Here is a 21,241-nt window from a genome sequence, read left to right as displayed (position 1 = left end):
GTGGAGGGTGCTTGTGCCGCGTGGAAGACGCACGACGCTGTGGGCCCGACGCGAATATGTTCTGCAGTGTAGTGCCGCCAGGGAGGTGCGCTTGCGCCTCCCTGGAAGGATCACTCGTCCGAGGCTGTACACCGTGGACAACGGCGTGGACGAGCCATGAAGAACGGGGTCGCGGCGTGTGCCGCGACCCCGTTCCGTGGAGGCCTAGGCCTCCTCGTTCACCCAGCTCATGAGCTTGCGCAGCTCGGCGCCCGTGGTGGCGAGGAGGCTGTCCTCGTCCTGCTTCTTGTACTCGTTGTACTTCTTCAGACCGCCGTGGTACTCGTCCATCCAGTTCTTGGCGAACGTGCCGTCCTGGATCTCGGCGAGGACCTGCTTCATCTCGGCCTTGGTGGCGTCCGTGATGATCCGCGGGCCGGTGACGTAGTCGCCCCACTCGGCGGTCTCGGAGACCGACCAGCGCATCTTCTCCAGCCCGCCCTCGTACATGAGGTCGACGATGAGCTTCAGCTCGTGCAGGCACTCGAAGTACGCGATCTCCGGCTGGTAGCCGGCCTCGGTCAGCGTCTCGAAACCGGCCTTGACCAGCGCGGCGGTGCCACCACAGAGAACGGCCTGCTCACCGAACAGGTCGGTCTCGGTCTCCTCGGTGAAGGTCGTCTTGATGACGCCGGCGCGGGTGCCGCCGATCCCCTTCGCGTACGAGAGGGCCAGCTCGAAGCCCTTGCCGGAGGCGTCCTGCTCGACGGCCGCGATGCACGGAACGCCGCGACCCTCCTCGTACTGACGGCGCACGAGGTGACCCGGGCCCTTCGGGGCGACCATGCAGACGTCGACACCCTCCGGCGGCTTGATGAAGCCGTAGCGGATGTTGAGGCCGTGACCGAAGAACAGCGCGTCGCCGTCCTTCAGGTTGTCCTTGATCGTCTCCTCGTAGACCTGGGCCTGGATCGGGTCCGGGACCAGGATCATGATGACGTCGGCCTCGGCCGCGGCCTCGGACGGGGTGACCACGCGCAGGCCCTGCTCCTCGGCCTTGGCCTTGGACTTGGAGCCCTCGTGCAGGCCGACGCGCACGTCGACGCCCGAGTCGCGCAGCGAGAGCGCGTGGGCGTGGCCCTGGGAGCCGTAACCGATCACCGCGACCTTGCGGTTCTGGATGATGGAAAGGTCGGCATCGTCGTCGTAGAACAGCTCGGCCACTGGGGTTCTCCTTGGTGTGCTGGTGTTGCGTCCCACCGTACGGCGGGGTGCGGAAAGAAGGTTTTGGGGTCTCGCGATGCGAGCTACGCGGAGCGGTCGAGCGCCCGCAGGCTCCGGTCGGTGATGGAGCGCGAGCCGCGGCCGACCGCGATGGTGCCCGACTGGACGAGCTCCTTGATGCCGAAGGGTTCCAGCATCTTGAGCATCGCCTCGAGCTTGTCGCTGGATCCGGTGGCCTCGATGGTGACCGCCTCCGGAGAGACGTCCACGGTCTTGGCGCGGAACAGCTGGACGATCTCGACGATCTGCGAGCGCGTCTCGTTGTCGGCGCGGACCTTGGCGAGCACCAGCTCGCGGGCCACGGCCGAGTCGGGCTCCAGCTCGACGATCTTCAGGACGTTGACCAGCTTGTTGAGCTGCTTCGTGACCTGTTCGAGCGGGAGCGATTCGACATTCACGACAATGGTGATGCGCGAGATGTCGGGGTGCTCGGTGACGCCGACGGCGAGCGAGTCGATGTTGAAGCCGCGGCGCGAGAAGAGGGCGGTGATCCGGGCGAGGACACCGGGCTTGTTCTCGACCAGGACGGAGAGCGTGTGCTTGGACATATCTCTTGGTCTCTCTCTACGTCTCGTCGTGGCTCAGTCGTCTTCGCCGTCGCCGAAGTCGGGACGGACGTCCCGAGCGGCCATGATCTCGTCGTTGGAGGTGCCGGCGGCGACCATCGGCCACACCATGGCGTCCTCGTGGACGATGAAGTCGACCACGACCGGTCGGTCGTTGATCGAGTTCGCCTCCTCGATGCACTTGTCGAGGTCCTCGGGGCGCTCACAGCGGATGGCGTAGCAGCCCATGGCCTCGGACAGCTTCACGAAGTCCGGGACGCGGGTGCCCTTGTTCGGCGGGGTCTCGCCGTCGGGGCCCGCGTGCAGCACGGTGTTCGAGTAGCGCTGGTTGTAGAACAGCGTCTGCCACTGGCGGACCATCCCGAGGGCGCCGTTGTTGATGATGGCGACCTTGATCGGGATGTTGTTCAGGGCGCAGGTGGTCAGCTCCTGATTGGTCATCTGGAAGCAGCCGTCGCCGTCGATCGCCCAGACCGTCTGGTCCTGCGCGCCGGCCTTGGCGCCCATCGCGGCGGGCACCGAGTAGCCCATGGTCCCGGCGCCGCCCGAGTTCAGCCAGGTCGCCGGCTTCTCGTACTTGATGTAGTGCGCGGCCCACATCTGGTGCTGGCCGACGCCCGCCGCGAAGATCGTGTCCTCGGGGGCGAGTTGGCCGATGCGCTCGATGACCTGCTGCGGGGAGAGCGAGCCGTCCGCGGGCTGGTCGTAGCCGAGCGGGTAGGTCTCGCGCCAGCGGCTGAGGTCGTTCCACCAGGCGCTGTAGTCGCCGGCGTGACCGTCGCTGTGCTCCTTCTGGACCGCCTGGATCAGGTCGGCGATGACCTCGCGGGCGTCTCCGACGATCGGCACGTCGGCGGCGCGGTTCTTGCCGATCTCCGCCGGGTCGATGTCCGCGTGCACGATCTTCGCGAACGGGGCGAAGCTGTCCAGGTTGCCGGTGACACGGTCGTCGAAACGGGCTCCGAGGGCGACGATCAGGTCGGCCTTCTGCAGCGCGGTGACGGCGGTGACCGCACCGTGCATGCCCGGCATTCCCACGTGCAGCGGGTGGCTGTCGGGGAATGCGCCGAGCGCCATCAGGGTGGTGGTGACGGGCGCTCCGGTGAGTTCGGCGAGCATCTTGAGCTCGGCGGTGGCGCCGGCCTTCAGGACGCCGCCACCGACGTAGAGGACGGGCCGCTTCGCATTCGTGATCAGCTTCGCGGCCTCGCGGATCTGCTTGGCGTGCGGCTTGATCACCGGGCGGTAGCCGGGCAGGTCCTGCTGCGGCGGCCAGGTGAACGTCGTCTGCGCCTGCAGGATGTCCTTCGGGATGTCGACGAGGACCGGGCCCGGGCGGCCCGTGGACGCGATGTGGAACGCCTGGGCGATCGCCTGCGGAATGTCCTCGGCCTTCGTGACCAGGAAGCTGTGCTTGGTGATCGGCATCGAGATGCCGACGATGTCCGCCTCCTGGAAGGCGTCCGTGCCGATCGCCTTGGAGACGACCTGGCCGGTGATCGCGACGAGCGGCACCGAGTCCATCATCGCGTCGGCGATCGGCGTCACCAGGTTGGTGGCACCGGGGCCCGAAGTGGCCATGCAGACACCGACCTTGCCGGTGGCCTGCGCGTAACCGGTGGCCGCGTGGCCCGCACCCTGCTCGTGACGGACGAGCACGTGGCGCACCCGGCTCGAGTCCATCATCGGGTCGTACGCGGGAAGGATCGTGCCGCCGGGGATGCCGAATACGGTGTCGACCCCGACCTCCTCAAGCGAGCGAATGAGGGACTTCGCACCCGTGACGCGCTCGACGGGGGCGGACTGCTGTCCTCCGGAACGGGGCCGCGGCTGCGGCTGGCTGGCCCCGGTGGCCTGCTCGGTCATCGGCATTCTCTTCTCGATGCTGAGGGTTTTTGCGAGGGTTCTGCAGAGTCTTACGTGTGTGTCGGGCGGTGGGCGGCGGATCTGAACCGGCACCGGTGCAACAAAAAACCCCTCGTGCCGTGAGGCAAGCGAGGGGAGCGCGCCGGGTGCGGTCGCTGGGTTTCCGGTGTTCGAACCAGTGGTCCCAGCGTCAGCCGACGCGCTTTCCAAGTACGAGAATTCGGGTGCGCATGGCATTGACCCTCTCCCCGGCGCGTAGGGCGTGTCAAGTGGGTGGGACGGGCGTCTCATTATGTGAGCGCAGGGTGGTGAAGCCCGCGAACACCGGCTCGGCGGGTCCCCTGGGGACCGGGTACTCCCCCGAGGTGAGGGCGCGGCGCAGCCGGTACTCGTCGAGCGGGCCGGAGAACGCCATGCCCTGCCCGTGCGTGCACCCCATCGAGCGCAGCGCCGCGACCTGCTCGGGCAGGTCCACACCGTCCGCCACGGAGCTGAGTCCGAGGTCCCCCGCGATCCGCAGCAACCCGCTGGTGATCTTGTGAAGCCGCGCGGACTCGACGACGCCCTCGATCAGCGAGCGGTCCAGCTTCAGTACGTCGACGGGGAGACGGCGCAGCGCCGTGATGGCCGCATAGCCGCTGCCGAAGCCGTCCAGCGCGATCCGGACGCCGAGGCGGCGCAGCGCCGTCAGACGCCGCTCCAGCTCGTCCAACGGGACTCTGGGGTCGCTGTCCGCCAGCTCGATCACGAGCGCGCCCGAGGGCAGCCCGTGCCGCGTGAGGAGCGCTTCTATCGAGCCGAGCGGCATCGCCCGGTCAAGGAGTCTGCGGGCGCCGATCCGCACGGCGACCGGCGTCGCGTGCCCGCTGTGCCCGCGCTCGGCGGCCTGCTCGACGGCCTCCTCCAGCATCCAGCGCCCCAGCTCGGCGGTGCGCTCGCTGTCGTCGGCCACCCGCAGGAACTCCGCGGGCGTGAACAGGATGCCCTGCGCGCTGCGCCATCGGGCCTGCGCGGCGACCGCCGTGATCCGGCCGTCGTCGAGCGAGACGATCGGCTGGTGGAGGAGCGCGAACTCGCCCTCGTGCAACGCCGATCGCAGCCTCGTGGCCAGCTCCGCCTTGCGTACGACATCGGCCTGCATCTGCGGCGCGTACAGCTCGACGCGGCCCTTGCCCGCGGCCTTCGCCCGGTACATCGCCAGGTCGGCGTTGCGCAGCAGGCCGCCCGCTGTGATGTCCGGCTCGGCGAAGGCGACGCCGATGGAGGCGGCGACCCGTACATCGTCGTGCCCGTCGATCGAGTACGGCTGGGACAGGGTGATTCTGAGCCGGTCGGCCAGCTCGTAGATCTGCTGCTCTCTCGCGGTGTGGTCCCGCCCTCCGTCGCCGACGATCAGTGCCGCGAACTCGTCACCGCCCAGCCGGGCCGCGGTGTCCGATGCGCGCACGGATTCGGCCAGCCTTCGCGCCGCCTGGACGAGCAGCTCGTCGCCCGCCTGGTGGCCGATCGTGTCGTTGACCTGCTTGAAGCCGTCGAGGTCGATGAAGAGCACGGCGGTGCCCATGTCACCGGCCCGCCGCCCGGCGAGGGCCTGTCCGACCCGCTTGGTGAACAGCGACCTGTTGGGCAGGTCGGTCAGCGGGTCGTGCTCGGCGTTGTGCTGCAACTGGGCCTGGAGGCGCACCCTTTCGGTCACGTCTCTACTGTTGAGGATCAGGCCGCCGTGGTGGCGGTTGATCGTCGACTCCACGTTCAGCCAGGTGCCCGTGCCGGACCGGAAGCGGCATTCGATGCGCGTAGTGGGCTCCTCGACCTGGCTCGCGGCGAGGAATCTGCGCACCTCGTGCATCACACGCCCGAGGTCCTCGGGGTGGATGATCGACGCGAGCTCGGAGCCGACGAGGTCCTCGGCGTCCCGCCCGTAGACGCCCGCGGCGGCCGGGCTGACGTACCTCAGCGTCCCGTTCGGCGCGGCGATCATGATGACGTCGCTGGAGCCCTGGACCAGGGAGCGGAAGTGGTTCTCCTTCTGCGCCAGTTCCCGGGTGAGCGTGATGTTGTCGAGCAGCATGATGCCCTGGCGCATGACGAGCGCCAGGACGACGGTGCAGGCCGTGAAGAGCACGACGCGGTCCACCCGGTGGCCGTCCAGCAGGTTGTAGAGAATGCCCAACGTGCAGACCGCGGCGGCCAGATACGGGGTGAGCGCGGCGAGCGAGCCGGAGATCGGGCGGGTGTAGCTGACCTGGTAACGGCCGCCGGATCCGGGCGCGGAGTCGTCCTCGCGCCCGCCGTGCCGCGCCCCCACCCACGGCGCGTACGCGAGCAGCAGCGAACCGGCGAACCAGCCGGCGTCCAGGATCTCGCCCGAGCGGTAACTGGCGTGCAGCAGGGGCGAGGTGAACAGGGCGTCGCACAGCACCGTGAGGGCGAGCGCGCCGATCGCGGTGTTCACCGCCGTACGGCTACCGGGCGAGCGGCGGAAGTGCAGCGCGAGGACCATGCTGACCAGGGCGATGTCGAGCAGCGGGTACGCGAGGGAGAGCGCGGTGCGGGTGACGCTCTGGCCCTCGAACTCGGCGGTGTGCGCGAGGGCGAGGCTCCAGGAGAGGGTGATCAGGGAGCCGGCGATCAGCCAGGCGTCGAGCGCGAGGCAGATCCAGCCGGCCTTGGTAACGGGCCGCCGGGCAAGGACGAGCAGGCCGATGATGGCGGGCGGCGCGAAGCAGAGGAAGAACAGGTCGGCGAGGCTCGGTGTGGGCACCAGCTCGCGCAGGACGACCTCGTACCAGCCCCACACCCCGTTGCCGAAGCTGGCCATGAGCGAGGAGAACGCGAACAGGAGCCAGGCGGGTCGAAAGCGGCTGCGCCTGCTGCGCGCGTACACGAAATTCGATACGGCGGCGATCGCCGCCGCGACACTCAGGCCGAAGTCGCCCATGATCAGGGCGAGTCGGTCGGATCCCCAGCCGAACGCGGACCCCACCACGAAGCCGCCGCACACCAGGGCGAGGAGCAACTGGACTCCCGTGCCACCCCGCTGCGGCGCGCGGGCGGGGGCCTGGCCGCCGGAGTACATCGAGGCGCCCAGTGCCGTCGTCGGCGTGGGGTGCGTACTCACCGGGCCGCCTCGGTCCGCCGGGCGGCTCCCGTGTCCGCCTTCCCCTGCCCCGCCTGCTGATTCCTTCTGCGTCCGCCGCGCGGTCCGGTCCGATGCACATGTGTCCTGCGACAGCCCGGACTTCGGCCCCGCAGCGTCGCGCGGGTCACCACACAGGAGCGCCGTCGGCGGCCCCGCCGAGTCGGATCGTTCGCCCATAGGCCGTGCATCGCCCGTCGCCCCCCTCGCAGTCCGTCACTCTTCCCCGGCGCCGCGTGCTGACACGGCGCTGCCCCAGTCGGGACGATACACCAGTCTCGTCACTCAGGGACATAGTTCCTCTACTCTCCGTGACGACCAGGCACGATGCGGGCACGGAGTGGGCACGGGGTGCATCCGGGCGGGCGCACAGCGTGCCCGACGAACGGCGTGCGGCCCTACGGGAGTTGCCCGTGGGGCCGGTGTGGTTCGCGAGGTCTGTGGGTGCGCAGAGTCGCGAGGTGACCGGGTGTCAGTCGCCGCGTCCGTCGATGGTGAGCACGACGTTCTCGAGCGGCTCCCCCGCCGCGAACCGCGTGAGCTGAGCGGCGAGGAGACGCTTGGCGCGCGGCAGGAAGGCGGATGTGGGGCCGCCCACATGCGGCGAGATGAGCACCCCTGGAGCCTGCCACAACGGGTGCTCCTGGGGCAGCGGTTCGGGATCGGTGACGTCGAGGGCGGCGGTGATGCGGCCCGTCTCCAGCTCCGCGAGGAGGGCCTTGGTGTCGACGACCGGGCCGCGGCCGACGTTCACGAGCAGCGCACCGCCCTTGAGGCGCGCGAGGAACTCGGCGTTCACGAGGCCGCGGGTGTCCTCGGTGAGCGGGGTCACCATGATGACGACATCGGCCTGCGGCAGCAGTTCCGGCAGCTCGGTGAGCGGGTGCACGGGCCCGCGCTCCGTTGTGCGGGCGGAGCGCGCGACGCGTGTCACCCGCGCGACCTCGAACGGCGTGAGCCGGTCCTCGATGGCACCGCCGATGGCGCCGTACCCCACGATGAGGACGTGCTTGTCGGCGAGCGCGGGCCGGAAGCCGCCGCGCCACTCGCCGCGGTCCTGACCGCGGACGAAGTCGGGGATGCCGCGCAGGGAAGCGAGGATCAGGGTGAGCGCGAGCTCGGCGGTACTGGCGTCGTGCACGCCGCGCGCATTGCACAACTGGACGCCGGGACGCAGGTACTTCAGCCCGCCCTGTACGTGGTCGACACCCGCGGAGAGCGTCTGCACGGCGCGTACGGACGTCATCTCGGGCATCGGGCGAACGCCGACGCCCGGCGGCTTCATGTAGGGGACGACGTAGTACGCGCAGTCGGCGGGGTCCGCGGGGAAGTCGGGTTCGCCGTTCCAGAAACGGTAGTCGAGCCCCTGCGGGAGGCCCGGGATCTCATCGGCGCGGAAGGGCAGCCACACATCACCAGTCATGGTCAGGAGGCTATGTCAGCCTCGTGAAGGGACAGAGGTTAGGTTGGGGACCTCGGTACGAGGGGCCAGGCAGGTCCTGGGGAGGGTCAACGGGCACGTGAAGCAAGGTGGTGCGCGCAAGGCGATCGGCGCGACGGGCCTCGACGTGGGTGCCGTCGGCATCGGCTGCATGCCGATGAGCTGGGCGTACACGGGCTCGCGGCAGCGCGGCGAGGAGTCCCTGCGCACCCTGCACACCGCCCTGGACCGGGGCTGCAGCCTGGTCGACACCGCGGACATGTACGGGCCCTTCACCAATGAGCTGCTGCTCGGCCGCGTGCTCAAGGAGCGGCGGGCCGACGCCTTCGTGTCGACGAAGGTGGGGCTGCTCGTCGGCGAGCAGCACATCGTCGCCAACGGCAGGCCCGGCTATGTGAAGCGGGCCTGTGACGCGTCGCTGCGGCGCCTGCAGACCGATGTCATCGACCTGTACCAGCTGCACCGCGAGGACCCCGAGGTTCCCGTCGAGGAGACGTGGGGCGCGATGGCGGAGCTCGTGAGCGCGGGCAAGGTGCGCTCGCTGGGCTTCTGCGCCGTGGGCGCGCGGGGCTCGCGGCGCGGTGGCCGGGCCGCGCGGCATGCCGGAACGATCCGCCTGTTGGAGCGGGTGCAGCAGGTGTTCCCGGTGAGCGCGGTCATGGCCGAGCTGTCGGTGTGGTCGCCGGAGGCGCTCGGGGCGCTGCTGCCGTGGTGCGCGGCGCGCGGCGTCGGGTTCCTCGCCGCGATGCCGCTGGGCAGCGGGTTCCTGACCGGCACGCTCACCACCGGGGGAGGCTTCGAGCCGGACGATCTGCGCGCCCGCCACCCCCGTTTCACCGCCGAGATGATGGCGGCGAACCAGCCGTTCGTGGCGAGCCTGCGGCGGATCGCCGCGCGGCACGGGGAGGACGTGACACCGGCCCAGGTGGCGCTCGCTTGGGTGGCGGCGCAAGGTGAGGGCGTGGTGCCGGTGCCGGGCGCCAAGCAGGAGCGCTGGGCGCTGGAGAACGCGGCGTCGGCGGAACTGCGGCTCACCGCGGAGGACTTCACGGAGATCGCGGGCCTTCCGGCGGCGCAGGGGTCCTGGGACTGAGCGGCCCGCCTCGCGGCGGGGAGTTCGGGAACCTGGGCCGCGTGTGCGGTGTTTCAACGGTAGAGCGGTGTGTGAACGACCGAGCTTCACGGTGACCGACCGAGCTTCACGTCGAAGGGATCCTGATCGTGCAACGTCCAGCTGTGCGGCCCGCGTTGGCCGTCACCGCCTGTGCCGCGCTTCTGTTCGCGGCCGGGTGCGGCTCCGGTGACGATTCTCCATCGCCGAGCAAGGACTCGGCGTCCGCGCCGAGTGAGAGCGGTGCGGGCGGCTCCTCGTCCCCCAAGGGGGACGTACCTCCGGCGAAGGGCTCGGTGAGCGTCGAGCGGACCGTCACGGACGGCCTCAAGTCGCCTTGGGGGCTCGCCGAGTTGCCCGGTGGCGGCCTGCTCGTCTCGTCCCGCGACGAGGGGACGATCACGCGCGTCGACACGAAGACCGGGAAGAAGACCGTGCTCGGCGAGGTGCCCGGAGTCGCGCCCGAGGGCGAGGGCGGTCTCCTCGGCCTCGCGCTCTCCCCCTCGTACGCCTCCGACCACATGGTCTACGCGTACTTCACGACGGAGTCGGACAACCGCGTCGTGCGGATGATCTACGACGAGAAGAAGCCGTCCGGTGAGCAACTGGGCGCCCCGGACACCGTGTTCCGGGGGATTCCCAAGGGCACGAACCACAACGGCGGGCGGATCGCGTTCGGCCCGGACAAGCTGCTGTACGTGGGCACCGGCGAGACGTACGACAAACCGCTTGCGCAGGACAAGAAGTCGACGGGCGGCAAGATCCTGCGGCTGACCCCGGAGGGTGAGCCAGCGCCCGGCAATCCCTTCGGCGACTCCCCCGTGTACTCGTACGGGCACCGCAATGTGCAGGGTCTGGCCTGGGACGAGGACAAGCGGCTCTGGGCCTCGGAGTTCGGGCAGGACACCTGGGACGAGCTGAATCACATCGTGGCGGGTGACAACTACGGCTGGCCCGAGGCCGAGGGCAAGGGTGGCGGCGAGAAGTACCACGACCCGGTCGCCCAGTGGCACACGTCGGACGCCTCGCCCAGCGGGATCGCGTACGCGAAGGGGTCGATCTGGATGGCCGGGCTGCGCGGTGAGCGGCTGTGGCGGATTCCGCTCGACGGTGGGAAGGCGGCGCATGAGCCGCGGGCGTTCCTGGAGGGGAAGTACGGGCGGCTGCGGACCGTGGTCGCGGGGGGTGGTGACAAGTTGTGGCTTGTGACGAGTGAGACGGATACGCGGGGGACGCCGGAGGCTGGGGACGACCGGATCCTGGAGCTGAAGGTGGGCTGAGGGCGTCGGCCAGTGGAGCGGCTACGGGGTTGCGGACTCGGGGCTCTGCCCCGGACCCCGCTGCTCAATCGCCGCAGGGGCTTGAATTGCCAGGGCCTTGCTGTTCAGTCGCCACAGGTGCTTGGGTCGGTGGGCGGACGGTGACCTTGCCCGATGTGAGGTCTATGGGGCCGCGGCCCGGGTCGCCGTCGCTCGTGTCGGTGCGGGTCAGCTCCAGGCGCTTGCGTTCGTCGTTGGTGTGCTTGCGGCCGGGTGAGAACAGCTCCTCGAACATGTTGAACACGGCGCCTCCAGGTGGCGTGGCCCGACCGGGCGGGCCACTCCCCCTCAGCGTACGGGAGCCGTTTCCGTCGGGAAGAGGTGCAGGCGGTGGGCCAGGGCCGCCGCCTCGCCGCGGCCCGCGACGCCCAGCTTCGCGAGGATGTTGGAGACGTGGACGCTGGCCGTCTTCGGCGAGATGAACAGCTCCTCGGCTATCTGCCGATTGCTGCGGCCCGCCGCGACCAGGCGCAGCACGTCCCGCTCGCGGCTCGTGAGGCCGAACTCCTGCGCGGGGTCGGCCGGGGCGCTCCGCCGCGGCACGTCGCGGGTCAGGGCCAGCCGGGCGCGCTGCGCGAGCAGGGTGACGGATTCGGCGAGCGGGCGCGCGCCCAGGTGCTCGGCGACGGCGGCGACGAGCCGGAGGAGTTCGGTGGCGCGGTCCCTGTCGTCCTCCGCACCCCGCGCGACCAGGGATTCCGCGAGGCGGAACCGGACGCGGGCCAGGTCGTGAGGGCGGTCGAGGGGTTCGAACGCGGTGGCCGCGGCGGACCAGTCGTCGGCGGTGTCGCGGCCCTCCGCGCGCAGGAGCTCGGCGCGCGTCCACTGCTCATGGGCCCGCCAGACGGGGACCGGGGTGGCCTGCCTCTTGGCGGCGTCCCGGATACGGGCGATCGCCTCGGCGCGCCCGGTGTCGGCGGCGGGCAGACCGCGGGCGTCGGCCTCGGCCGCGGCGGCGGTGCGCAGGATGGGCCACAGGTAGCGGTGCATGGAGGGCGGCAGCCCCGCTGTGATCAGCCGGTCGAGCTCGGCGCGGGCGTCCAGGAGGCGGCCCTGGGAGGCGGCGAGCGCGAGGGCGAGGTGGGCGCGGGGCAGCGTGTACTGGGGCTGCGGGTCGTGCGCGCCGTAGTACCCGTTGGCCGCGGCGAGGTGGTCGGCCGCTTCCTGAAGGGCGCCACGGCCGAGTGCGATCATCGCGAGATGCGCGCACGCGGTGCCGCGAGGCTTGTCGCTGAGTCCGAAGCGCCGGCTCACCCAATCGGCCACCTCGGCCGCTTCGTCCCAGCGGCCGAGCGAGACGAGGGACTCGGCCAGATTGGAGCGGACCCAGCCCTTGTTGTCGGTGAGGCCGTAGCGGCGGCACAGGACGACGGCCTCTTCGCAGATCCGCACGGCTTCGGCAGACCGCCCGACGCCCTCCAGGTGGGAGGGCAGATTGACGTTGACGTTGTTGAGGCGGGCGGTCATGCCCCGCCCCAGGGAGCGTTCGCGGACCTCGTACATCTCGGCGAAGCCCTCTTCGATGGCGCCGGCGTCGACGAGGAGTCCGCCGCGGACGAGCCGGGCGTGGAGTTCGATCTCCTCGGCGTCGTCGACCATGCGCGCGTACTCGACTGCCCGCTCGGCGGCGGCAAGGGTCTGGGCGCCGGGGCTGTGCAGCATGCCCCAGGCCGCCACGTTCGCCAGGACCTCGGCGTGCACGGCGGACGGCGGGAGGCCCCGGACGAGCTCCTGGGCCGTGGCGATCTCGTCCCACCCGTCGCCGCGGCCTAGATGGGAGACGATCTTGGAGTTCTGGATGTGGAACCACGCGGCCCGCAAGGGATCCGCCTTCCCGCTCCCCTCGGCCTCCTCCAGGATGCGAAGCCCCCGCTTGCCGATCTTCAGGGCGCGCTCCCGCTCACCGCACAGCCGGCCCGCGGCGGCGGCCTCGGACAGCAGGTCGAGGTAGTCGAGCGGGGTCTCGGCGGGGTCGCAGCCGCAGGAGCTGAAGGCGATGGCGTAGTCGCCCATGCGCAGCGCGGCGCGGATCTCCTGCGGCGCGCCGTCCCACAGCTCCATCGCCCGCTCCAGCAACCGCAGTTGCTCGGAGTACGCGTGCCGGCGGCGGGCCGCCACGGACGCGTCGAGGACGGCGGGCAGGGCCTTCGCCGCGTCGTGGGCGTGGTACCAGTAACTGGCGAGGCGCGTCACGCGCGCGTCGACGGGCACCAGCGTCGGCTCGGCCTCCAGGGCCTCGGCGTAGCGGCGGTTGAGACGGGAGCGCTCCCCGGGCAGCAGGTCGTCGCTGACGGCCTCGCGGACCAGGGAGTGGCGGAACCGGTAGCCGTCCCCGTCCGGCGAGGCGAGCAGGATGTTCGCGCCGACGGCCGCGCGCAGCGCCTCGATGAGCTCGTCCTCGCCGAGCCCGGCGACGGCCGCGAGCAGCGGATACTCGACCGTGGAGCCGCCCTCCGCGCAGATCCGGGCGACGCGCTGGGCGGACTCGGGCAGCGATTCGACGCGGACGAGCAGGACGTCGCGCAGCGAGTCGGTCAGGCCCGTGGCGCAGCCCTCGGCGGCGGACACGGCGAGTTCCTCGACGAAGAACGCGTTGCCGTCGGAGCGCCGGAAGATGTCGTCCACGTCGGCCGGCTCGGGTTCCGCGGCCATGATTCCGGCGACCTGACGGGCGACCTCGTCCCGGCTGAGGCGGCCGAGTTCGATGCGGGTGACGGTGCGCAGCCGGTCGAGTTCGGCGAGCAGGGGGCGCAGCGGGTGGCGGCGGTGCACGTCGTCCGCGCGGTAGCTGGCGATGACGGCGAGGCGGCCGCTGCGCAGCGTACGGAACAAGTAGGTGAGCAGGTGGCGGGTGGAGGCGTCCGCCCAGTGCAGATCCTCGAGGACGACGACGAGGGTGCGCTCGGCGGCGACGCGCTCCAGGAGCCGGGCGGTGAGTTCGAAGAGTCGGGCCATGGCGCTGTCGTCCCCGCGCCCGTCGAACCCCCGGCCTTCCTGGTCGCCCAATTCCGGCAGCAGACGGGCCAGTTCGTCCTCGCGGCCCGCGACCGCCGCGTCCACCTCGGCGGGCAGCGTGCGGCGCAGGGCGCGCAGGGCGGTGGAGAACGGCGCGAACGGCAGTCCGTCGGCGCCGATCTCGACGCAGCCGCCGGTGACGACGACGGCGCCCCGCTCGCGGGCGGCCGCGCCGAACTCCTCGACGAGGCGCGTCTTGCCCACGCCGGCCTCGCCGCCGAGCAGCAGCGCCTGCGGCTCGGCGGCCTCGGCCCGCTCAAGGGCCTTGCTCAGTACGCCCAGTTCATCGGCACGACCGACGAACACCGGGCTGACGGACCTGGTCTCCACATCGCTGAGGATCGCACACGGGTCTGACAGCGGGGCCGCGATTTCTTCGCCACCGACCGCGGCCGGCGCGCTCACGCCGTGTGCGGGGCGCGGCGCCGGCGGATACGACCGGTACTCACCGGCCTTTCGGCGTCCTGGCTGTTTTCCTGGTGACCCCGGCGCTCCGCGCGGCGGGCCTTGGCCTGCGTACGGGCGAAGCGTGCGAGGCGGAACCGCTCGGCTTCCTCGATGAGTTCGGCGGAGCGGAGCTGGTGCAGTTCGTACTCGAACATCTCGTCTCCCTGGTGACGATTTCTGCGGCTCTCGCGGAGCGTTTTCCGCGATGCCTCGACTCTCGTCCCCCAGGGGGGTGCGGCACATCGGGAGAGTGCCGCATGTTCGTGGGCCGCGCCTCCTTAGACGCGGCCCACGGGGTGCCTTAGGCGGCTGAGCCGCCTTGTGTAAGTGCCTCAGCCGCTGGTGCCGGGCATGCCGAGGATGAGGTCGGTGTACTTGGCGACGGCGAGCACCAGGCCGATGGCGCCGACCGCGAAGCCCGCCCAGGCGGTCGACTTGATCCACGGCGCCTGCGGCTTGCCGGGGGCGCCGAACGCGGGCCGGGCCAGGACGGCCGCGGCGACCAGCAGGGCGACGAGCGAGAAGGCGCCGCCGACCAGGGCGGCGGAGTGCCAGGCCTCGCCGTACATCGCGGAGATCTGCTTGGCGATGCCCGCGCTCTGCGCGGTGGTGAGCTGGCCCTTGAGCTGTGCGCGGGCCGAGGCGATTGTGCCGAGCCAGCCGCCGCTGAGCCCGACGATGCCGAGGGCCACGGAGACGATCGCGCCCGCGCCCTGGCCCACACCGGACGGCTTCTCGGTCTCGGCCTCGGCGAGGGCCGTGAGCTCGGCCTCCGCGGCGGCTTCGGCGGCCTGAGCCGCCTCCTCGTCCTCGGTCTCGGCCTCGGTGGCCTCCGCCGTGACTTCCTTGTCGGCCTGCTCGGCCTTGTCTGCCTTCACGGCCTCCTCCGCCGTGGTCTCGGCGTCGCGCTGCGCTTCAGTCTTCGTAGTCATGCTGCGCACCGTAGGGGTGGAGTCTGAGAGGCGTCTTAACGTTCCCTGTGCGCGTCGCGTGCGCTGCGCCACTCGGGCGCGAGCACGGACCAGATCTCCTCGTCATGGCGTACGCCGCCGTACAGGAACGCCTCGCGGAGCACCCCGTCGCGGCGCATTCCGAGCCTGCGGGCGACGCCGATGCTGGGCGCGTTGCCGGCGGCGGCGATCCACTCGACACGGTGAATGCCCCGCTCTTCCACGGCCCAGTCGATGAGCACGCGGGCCGCGCGGGTGACGAGTCCGCGCCCGGTGGCGGCAGGCTCCAGCCAGCAGCCCACCTCGCAGGTGCCGGCGGCCGCGTCGAAGACCCGGAAGAGCACGCCGCCGACGAGCTTTCCGTCCAGCCGGATGCCGTGCAGGCTGCCGCTGTCGGCGGCGCGCTTGTCGGCGTACCGCTGGATCAGCGCGCGGGCGCCTTCGGTGTCCCGGGCGTCCTGGCCGAACGGGATGAACTGCCCGATGAACTCCCGGCCCCGGTCCAGGTGGGCCAGGAACTCCTCGGCGTGCCAGGGCTCCAGGGGGCGCAGTTCGGCGGTGTCATCCAGCGGGATGGCGTACATCGGGCTCCTTCGCGGAGAGGTCCTGCAGCGGGTCCGGCTGCACGGGGATCCTCGCACCCGCGGCGGCGCGGCACTCGGGGGGCTCGATGCTCAGCCGCGGCAGGCGCCGGTCGAGCCACTTGGGCAGCCACCAGTTGGCGCCGCCGAGCATGTGCATCAGGGCGGGCACCAGGAGCGTGCGGAGGATGAACGCGTCGACGGCGACGGCCACGGCGAGCGCGATGCCGAACATGGCGATCACGCGGTCCCCGCTGAGCACGAACGCCAGGAACACCGAAATCATGATCACGGCGGCCGAGTTGATCACGCGGCTGGTCTCGGCGAGCCCGACCCGGACGGCCCTCCGGTTGTCGCCGGTCTCCAGCCACTCCTCGTACATCCGGCTCACGAGGAACACCTGGTAGTCCATGGAGAGCCCGAAGAGGACCGACACCATGATCACGGGGAGGAAGGGCTCGATCGGGCCGGACGCCCCGAGGCCGAGCAGTTCGCTCCCCCAGCCCCACTGGAAGATCGCGACCACGACCCCGAAGGCCGCGGCCACGGCGGCGACGTTCATCGCGGCGGCCTTGAGCGGGATCCCGATGGACCGGAAGGCGAGCAGGAGCAGTACGCACCCGAGTCCGACCACGACCCCGACGAACAGGGGCAGCTTGCCGACGATGACCTCCGCGAAGTCGTCGTAGCTCGCGGTGACGCCGCCGACCTGCACATCGAGGGTGCTGCCCTGTTCGGCGGCCGGCACGACATCGGTACGCAGCCGGTCGACGAGCTCGCTGGTCCGCTCGGACTGCGGCGAGGAGGTCGGCACGACGGTGACGTGGGCGGCGCTGTCGTCCGCGTTATACGTAACACGCGAGACGGAGGCGACCCCGTCGGTGGCCCGCAGCTCGCTCGTCAGCTCCGCGAGCGCGGCCTTGTCCTTGGCGCCGTCGACCTGGGTGACGAGGGTCAGCGGACCGTTCACGCCGGGCCCGAAACCGTCGGCAAGCAGGTCGTACGCCTGCCGGGTGGTGCTGCTCGCCGGACTGTTGCCCTGGTCGGACGTGCCCAGGTGGAGGAAGAAGGTGGGCAGCGAGAGCACCGCGATCACGGCGACGGCGAGTGTGCCGAGCAGCTTCGGGCGGCGCTCCACGAAGGCGGCCCAGCGGGCGGCGAACCCGGTGGGCAGCACGGGTTCGGGCCCGTGCTCGGCGAGCCGCCGCCGCTCGCGCCGCGACAGCGCACGCATCCCGATGTACGAGAGCAGCCCCGGCAGCAGCGTCACGGACGCGGCGACGGTGAGCAGCACGGTCACGGAGGCGGCGATGGCGACGCCGTTGAGGAAGCTCAGGCCCAGCATCAGCATGCCGAGCAGAGCGATGCACACGGTGGCCCCGGCGAACACGACGGCCCGCCCGGTGGTGGCGACGGCCCGCTCGGCGGCCTCGGCGACCGGAAGCCCCCGCTTCAGCCCTCTCCTGTGCCGGGTCACGATGAACAGCGCGTAGTCGATCCCGACGCCGAGCCCGACGAGCATGCCGAGCATCGGCGCGAAGTCCGCGACCGTCATGACGTGCCCGAGCAGCACGATCCCGGCGTACGCGGTGCCGACGCTCACCAGCGCGGTCGCGATGGGCAGCGCGGCCGCGGCGAGCGAGCCGAAGGCGAGGAAGAGCACGACGGCCGCGACGACGACGCCGATGATCTCGGACGTATGGGCCGACGTCGACTCGGTGAGCGCGACGGCGCTGCCGCCCAGCTCGACCTGAAGCCCGTCGGGCCCGTCGTCCTCGGCGGCCTGCGCGGTGTCGACGACGGCCTGCGCCTGCCCCTTCGGGATGTCGTCGGCCTGCTTCCCGAAGGTGACCGTGGCGTACGCGGTGTGCCCGTCGGCGCTGACCTGTCCCGTGCCACCGGCCTCGTACGGAGATCCGACGGAGGCGACGCCGGGGAGGTCGGCGAGCTCGCCCAAGGTGTTGCTCATCGTCTTCTCGACGTCGGCGGCGCGCACGGTGGAGCCCTCGATGTGCCAGACGACGGTGTCGCTGTCGCCGCCGAGCCCGGAGAAGTTCTCGTCGAGGAGCTGTGTGGCGCGCCCCGACTCGGTGCCGGGCGCCTCGTAGTCGTTCGAGTACGCGGATCCGGCGACGGCCGCGGCGGCGCTCGTGCCCAGAAGGGCGGTCAACCACAGAAGTACGACCACGAGCCGGTGCCTGACACACCAGCGGGCAAGTGCGGCCACGGTCGCGCTCCCTGAGTCATTTCGTTGATCTTTGTCCGGGAACATCCGCTTGGTGCGTGAACCGACCGCAAAGAACACATGAGCAATGACGGGACACTCTTACAGCAGGAAGTGATCCTTTGTCGCTTTCGTGTCCTTACTCACAAGGGGAACTCCGCGCTCATAGGGGCCTGCAGAGAGGCACTCACAGGGCGAGCACGGCCCACAGAGCGACGGTCGACGCCGCGAGGGTCGCGGGGACCGTGAGCAGGCCGAGGCGGGTGAACGTGGCCAGCTCGGGCTCCGTGCCGTGGTCGTGCACGATGCGCCGCCACAGGAGGGTCGCCAGCGAGCCGACGTACGTGAGGTTGGGGCCGAGGTTGACGCCGATCAGGGCGGCGAGCACCGGCCCGGAGCCCATCGGGGTGACGACGGGGAGCAGGGCGAGGATCGCCGGCAGGTTGTTGATGACGTTGGAGAGAAGGGCCGCGACCCCGGCGATCGCGAGCAGCGTGGGCAGGGAGGAACCGTCGGGGAGGAAGCGGGCGATGGCGTCCCCGAGCCCGTTGTCGACCACGGCCTTGACCACGACGCCGAGGGCGAGGACGAAGAGGCAGAACGGCAGGTTGGCCGCCTTGAGCAGTTCCACCGGGGTGCTGTGGCGGCGGGCGAGGGCCCGGGTGCCGAGCACGGCCGCTCCCGCGAAGGCGGCCCAGAGCGGTTCGATGCCCGCGAAGGACGTGACGACGAATCCGGCGAGCGTGAGCGCGAGCACCGTGAGGGTGAACACCGGGACTCCGGGCGGCTCTTCGGGGTCCGGGTCGTGCGCGGGCGCGGCCAGGTCGCGCGCGAAGTAGCGGCGGAACACCGCGTACTCGATGCCGATCGCCACCAGCCACGGGAGCGCCATGAGGCCCGCGAAGTGCGTGAACGTGAGCCCGCTCGCCGCGAAGGCCAGCAGGTTCGTGAGGTTCGATACGGGGAGGAGCAGTGATGCCGAGTTGGCGAGGTGGGCGCTCGCGTAGACGTGCGGGGCCGGGCGTGCGCCGATCCGGGCCGCCGTCGCGAAGACGACCGGGGTGAGCAGGACGACGGTGGCGTCCAGGCTCAGTACGGCGGTGATCCCGGCGGCCACCGCGAAGACGCCGCCGAGCATCCGCTTCGGACTGCCGTGACAGGCACGGGCGACCAGGTCGCCTGCCGCTCTGAACAGGCCCTCGTCGGCGCAGAGTTGGGCCAGGAGGAGGATCCCTGCGAGGAACCCGACGACCGGGAGGAGGTCTTGGGCCTCCGACCACGCGTGGGCGGGGCTCACGGTTCCGGTGGCGATGGCCACGGCTGCGGCGGGCACCGCGACGACGGCCTCCGGCCATTTACGGGGGCGTAGGACCGCGAAGAGCAAGGTTGCGGCGAGGAGTGCTGCGGCCAGGATCTCGGCCGAGGTCGTACTCAGAGTGCTGCTCCGTCCCACGCCACGGGGCTCCGCCCCGGACCCCGCTCCTCAAACGCCGGAGGGGCTGGATTTACCCAGCCCCTCCGAACACCCTCCGGACAAGAAGGCTCAGCCCTCGCTGACGCCCAGTTGTTCCAGGATCAGCTCCTTGACGCGCGCCGCGTCCGCCTGGCCCCGGGTCGCCTTCATGACCGCGCCCACAAGCGCACCCACGGCCGCGACCTTGCCACCACGGATCTTGTCGGCGATCGCCGCGTTGCCCGCGATCGCCTCCTCCACGGCAGTGGTGAGCGCACCCTCGTCCGAGACGACCTTCAGGCCGCGCTTCTCGACGACCTCGTCCGGCGTGCCCTCACCCTTGAGGACGCCGTCGATGACCTGGCGGGCCAGCTTGTCGTTGAGGTCACCCGCGGCGACCAGCTCGGACACGCGGGCCACCTGCTCCGGCGTGATCGGCAGCGCGCCGAGCTCGACACCCTGGTCGTTCGCGGAGCGGGCCAGCTCGCCCATCCACCACTTACGGGCGGACGCCGAGTCGGCACCGGCCGCGATCGTGGCGACGATCGGCCCGATGGCACCGGCGTTGCGGATCGACTGCATGTCGTGGGCGCTGATGGCCCACTCCTCGATCAGCCGGTTGCGCTGCGACAGCGGCATCTCCGGGAGCTCGGCACGCAGCGCCTCGACCCACTCGCGGGACGGGGCGACGGGCACCAGGTCGGGCTCGGGGAAGTACCGGTAGTCCTCGGCGTTGTCCTTGATGCGGCCCGACGTGGTGGAGCCGTCCTCCTCGTGGAAGTGACGGGTCTCCTGCACGATCGATCCGCCGGAGGTCAGCACCGCGGCGTGCCGCTGGATCTCGTAGCGCGCGGCACGCTCGACGGAACGCAGCGAGTTCACGTTCTTCGTCTCGGAGCGCGTGCCGAACTCCTCGCGCCCGTGCGGGCGCAGGGAGAGGTTCACGTCGCAGCGCATCTGGCCCTTGTCCATCCGGGCCTCGGACACGTCGAGCGCCTTGATGACCTCGCGGAGCTCGGCGACGTACGCCTTGGCGACCTCGGGGGCCCGCTCGCCCGCGCCCTCGATGGGCTTGGTGACGATCTCGATGAGCGGGATGCCCGCGCGGTTGTAGTCGAGCAGCGAGTGCGAGGCGCCCTGGATACGACCCGTGGCGCCGCCGACGTGCGTCGACTTGCCGGTGTCCTCCTCCATGTGGGCGCGCTCGATCTCCACGCGGAAGACCTCGCCGTCCTCCAGCTGGACGTCGAGGTAGCCGTTGAAGGCGATCGGCTCGTCGTACTGAGAGGTCTGGAAGTTCTTCGGCATGTCCGGATAGAAGTAGTTCTTCCGGGCGAAGCGGCACCACTCGGCGATCGAGCAGTTGAGCGCGAGGCCGATCTTGATGGCCGACTCGACGCCGATCTCGTTCACGACCGGCAGCGCGCCGGGCAGGCCGAGGCAGGTCGGGCAGGTCTGGCTGTTGGCGTCCTGCTTGAGCTCGGTGGAGCAGCCGCAGAACATCTTCGTCTTCGTGCCGAGCTCGACGTGGACCTCAAGGCCCATGACCGGGTCGAACGACGCGAGCGCGTCCTCGTACCCCATCAGCTCGGACGTGGTCGTGGCAGTCACGATTTCTGAAACTTCCCTCTCAGCCCAGCAGGACGTCGTCGTCGCCCAGGCGCTTGAGCTCCCGGTAGAGGATCGCCATACCGGTGACGATGGCGGCGGCGGACACGGCGGCGTCGACCAGCCGCAGGGTGTCGTTGTCCGTGCGGGCCATCTTCGCCTGCTTCGCGACGCTGATCGCACCGAAGGCGGTGCTGGCCAGCGAGATGTAGACGCCGGACTTGGACTTCTTGAAGTTCTTGGCCTTCTTTGCCATGG

16 protein-coding genes are annotated in these 21,241 nt (G+C 70.8%); 2 read left to right on the top strand and 14 right to left on the bottom strand.

Annotation, left to right across the window (positions count from 1 at the left end):
• Positions 1–204 precede the first annotated feature (204 nt).
• From ilvC to ACIRHA_RS28060, 5 genes are all read right to left on the bottom strand, one after another.
• Complete coding sequence (gene ilvC, locus ACIRHA_RS28080; RefSeq protein WP_403851375.1) at positions 205–1,203, bottom strand: ketol-acid reductoisomerase; 999 nt, start codon at positions 1,201–1,203, stop codon at positions 205–207.
• A gap of 83 nt (positions 1,204–1,286) precedes the next feature.
• Positions 1,287–1,811 (bottom strand): acetolactate synthase small subunit, encoded by a 525-nt coding sequence (ilvN, locus tag ACIRHA_RS28075; RefSeq protein WP_385767107.1) that lies wholly within the window; start codon positions 1,809–1,811, stop codon positions 1,287–1,289.
• 33 nt (positions 1,812–1,844) lie between these two features.
• Entirely contained in the window at positions 1,845–3,695 is a 1,851-nt protein-coding gene (locus ACIRHA_RS28070; protein ID WP_403851371.1) for an acetolactate synthase large subunit, read from the bottom strand.
• A 265-nt stretch (positions 3,696–3,960) separates the two neighbouring features.
• On the bottom strand, positions 3,961–6,774 hold the full coding sequence (locus tag ACIRHA_RS28065) for a putative bifunctional diguanylate cyclase/phosphodiesterase (protein WP_403852142.1): 2,814 nt from the start codon (positions 6,772–6,774) through the stop codon (positions 3,961–3,963).
• Positions 6,775–7,306: 532 nt separating this feature from the next.
• Complete coding sequence (locus ACIRHA_RS28060; protein WP_403851368.1) at positions 7,307–8,257, bottom strand: 2-hydroxyacid dehydrogenase; 951 nt, start codon at positions 8,255–8,257, stop codon at positions 7,307–7,309.
• A gap of 97 nt (positions 8,258–8,354) precedes the next feature.
• Between ACIRHA_RS28060 and ACIRHA_RS28055 the strand changes: the two genes are divergently transcribed.
• Positions 8,355–9,368: an aldo/keto reductase gene (locus ACIRHA_RS28055; RefSeq protein WP_403851365.1), complete on the top strand. Its 1,014-nt coding sequence runs from the start codon at positions 8,355–8,357 to the stop codon at positions 9,366–9,368.
• A 122-nt stretch (positions 9,369–9,490) separates the two neighbouring features.
• On the top strand, positions 9,491–10,666 hold the full coding sequence (locus ACIRHA_RS28050) for a PQQ-dependent sugar dehydrogenase (protein ID WP_403852139.1): 1,176 nt from the start codon (positions 9,491–9,493) through the stop codon (positions 10,664–10,666).
• 64 nt (positions 10,667–10,730) lie between these two features.
• Here ACIRHA_RS28050 and ACIRHA_RS28045 read toward each other — a convergent pair whose 3' ends face one another.
• From ACIRHA_RS28045 to ACIRHA_RS28005, 9 genes are all read right to left on the bottom strand, one after another.
• Complete coding sequence (locus tag ACIRHA_RS28045; protein ID WP_403851362.1) at positions 10,731–10,949, bottom strand: DUF6191 domain-containing protein; 219 nt, start codon at positions 10,947–10,949, stop codon at positions 10,731–10,733.
• A 44-nt stretch (positions 10,950–10,993) separates the two neighbouring features.
• Complete coding sequence (locus ACIRHA_RS28040; protein ID WP_403852136.1) at positions 10,994–14,062, bottom strand: AAA family ATPase; 3,069 nt, start codon at positions 14,060–14,062, stop codon at positions 10,994–10,996.
• 59 nt (positions 14,063–14,121) lie between these two features.
• The gene (locus tag ACIRHA_RS28035; protein WP_403851359.1) at positions 14,122–14,322 is read right to left on the bottom strand and encodes a hypothetical protein; all 201 of its coding nucleotides are present in this window, start codon (positions 14,320–14,322) and stop codon (positions 14,122–14,124) included.
• Positions 14,323–14,499: 177 nt separating this feature from the next.
• Entirely contained in the window at positions 14,500–15,099 is a 600-nt protein-coding gene (locus ACIRHA_RS28030; RefSeq protein ID WP_403851356.1) for a hypothetical protein, read from the bottom strand.
• 35 nt (positions 15,100–15,134) lie between these two features.
• The gene (locus ACIRHA_RS28025; RefSeq protein ID WP_403851353.1) at positions 15,135–15,701 is read right to left on the bottom strand and encodes a GNAT family N-acetyltransferase; all 567 of its coding nucleotides are present in this window, start codon (positions 15,699–15,701) and stop codon (positions 15,135–15,137) included.
• Positions 15,679–17,925, bottom strand: coding sequence for an MMPL family transporter (locus ACIRHA_RS28020; protein ID WP_403851350.1), 2,247 nt, complete (start codon positions 17,923–17,925; stop codon positions 15,679–15,681). The genes ACIRHA_RS28025 and ACIRHA_RS28020 overlap by 23 nt, the downstream gene beginning before the upstream one ends.
• 184 nt (positions 17,926–18,109) lie before the next feature.
• The gene (locus ACIRHA_RS28015; RefSeq protein ID WP_403852133.1) at positions 18,110–19,357 is read right to left on the bottom strand and encodes an arsenic transporter; all 1,248 of its coding nucleotides are present in this window, start codon (positions 19,355–19,357) and stop codon (positions 18,110–18,112) included.
• A 108-nt stretch (positions 19,358–19,465) separates the two neighbouring features.
• A complete protein-coding gene (gene gatB / locus ACIRHA_RS28010) occupies positions 19,466–20,986 on the bottom strand; it encodes an Asp-tRNA(Asn)/Glu-tRNA(Gln) amidotransferase subunit GatB (protein ID WP_403851347.1) in 1,521 nt (506 codons plus the stop codon).
• A gap of 19 nt (positions 20,987–21,005) precedes the next feature.
• Positions 21,006–21,239: a hypothetical protein gene (locus tag ACIRHA_RS28005; RefSeq protein WP_403852130.1), complete on the bottom strand. Its 234-nt coding sequence runs from the start codon at positions 21,237–21,239 to the stop codon at positions 21,006–21,008.
• Between the last annotated feature and the right edge of the window lie 2 nt (positions 21,240–21,241).

Origin of the sequence: Streptomyces sp. NPDC102360 (assembly GCF_044766085.1) — a bacterium.
GTDB lineage: Bacteria > Actinomycetota > Actinomycetes > Streptomycetales > Streptomycetaceae > Streptomyces.
This window is presented reverse-complemented; position numbering and strand designations above follow the sequence as displayed.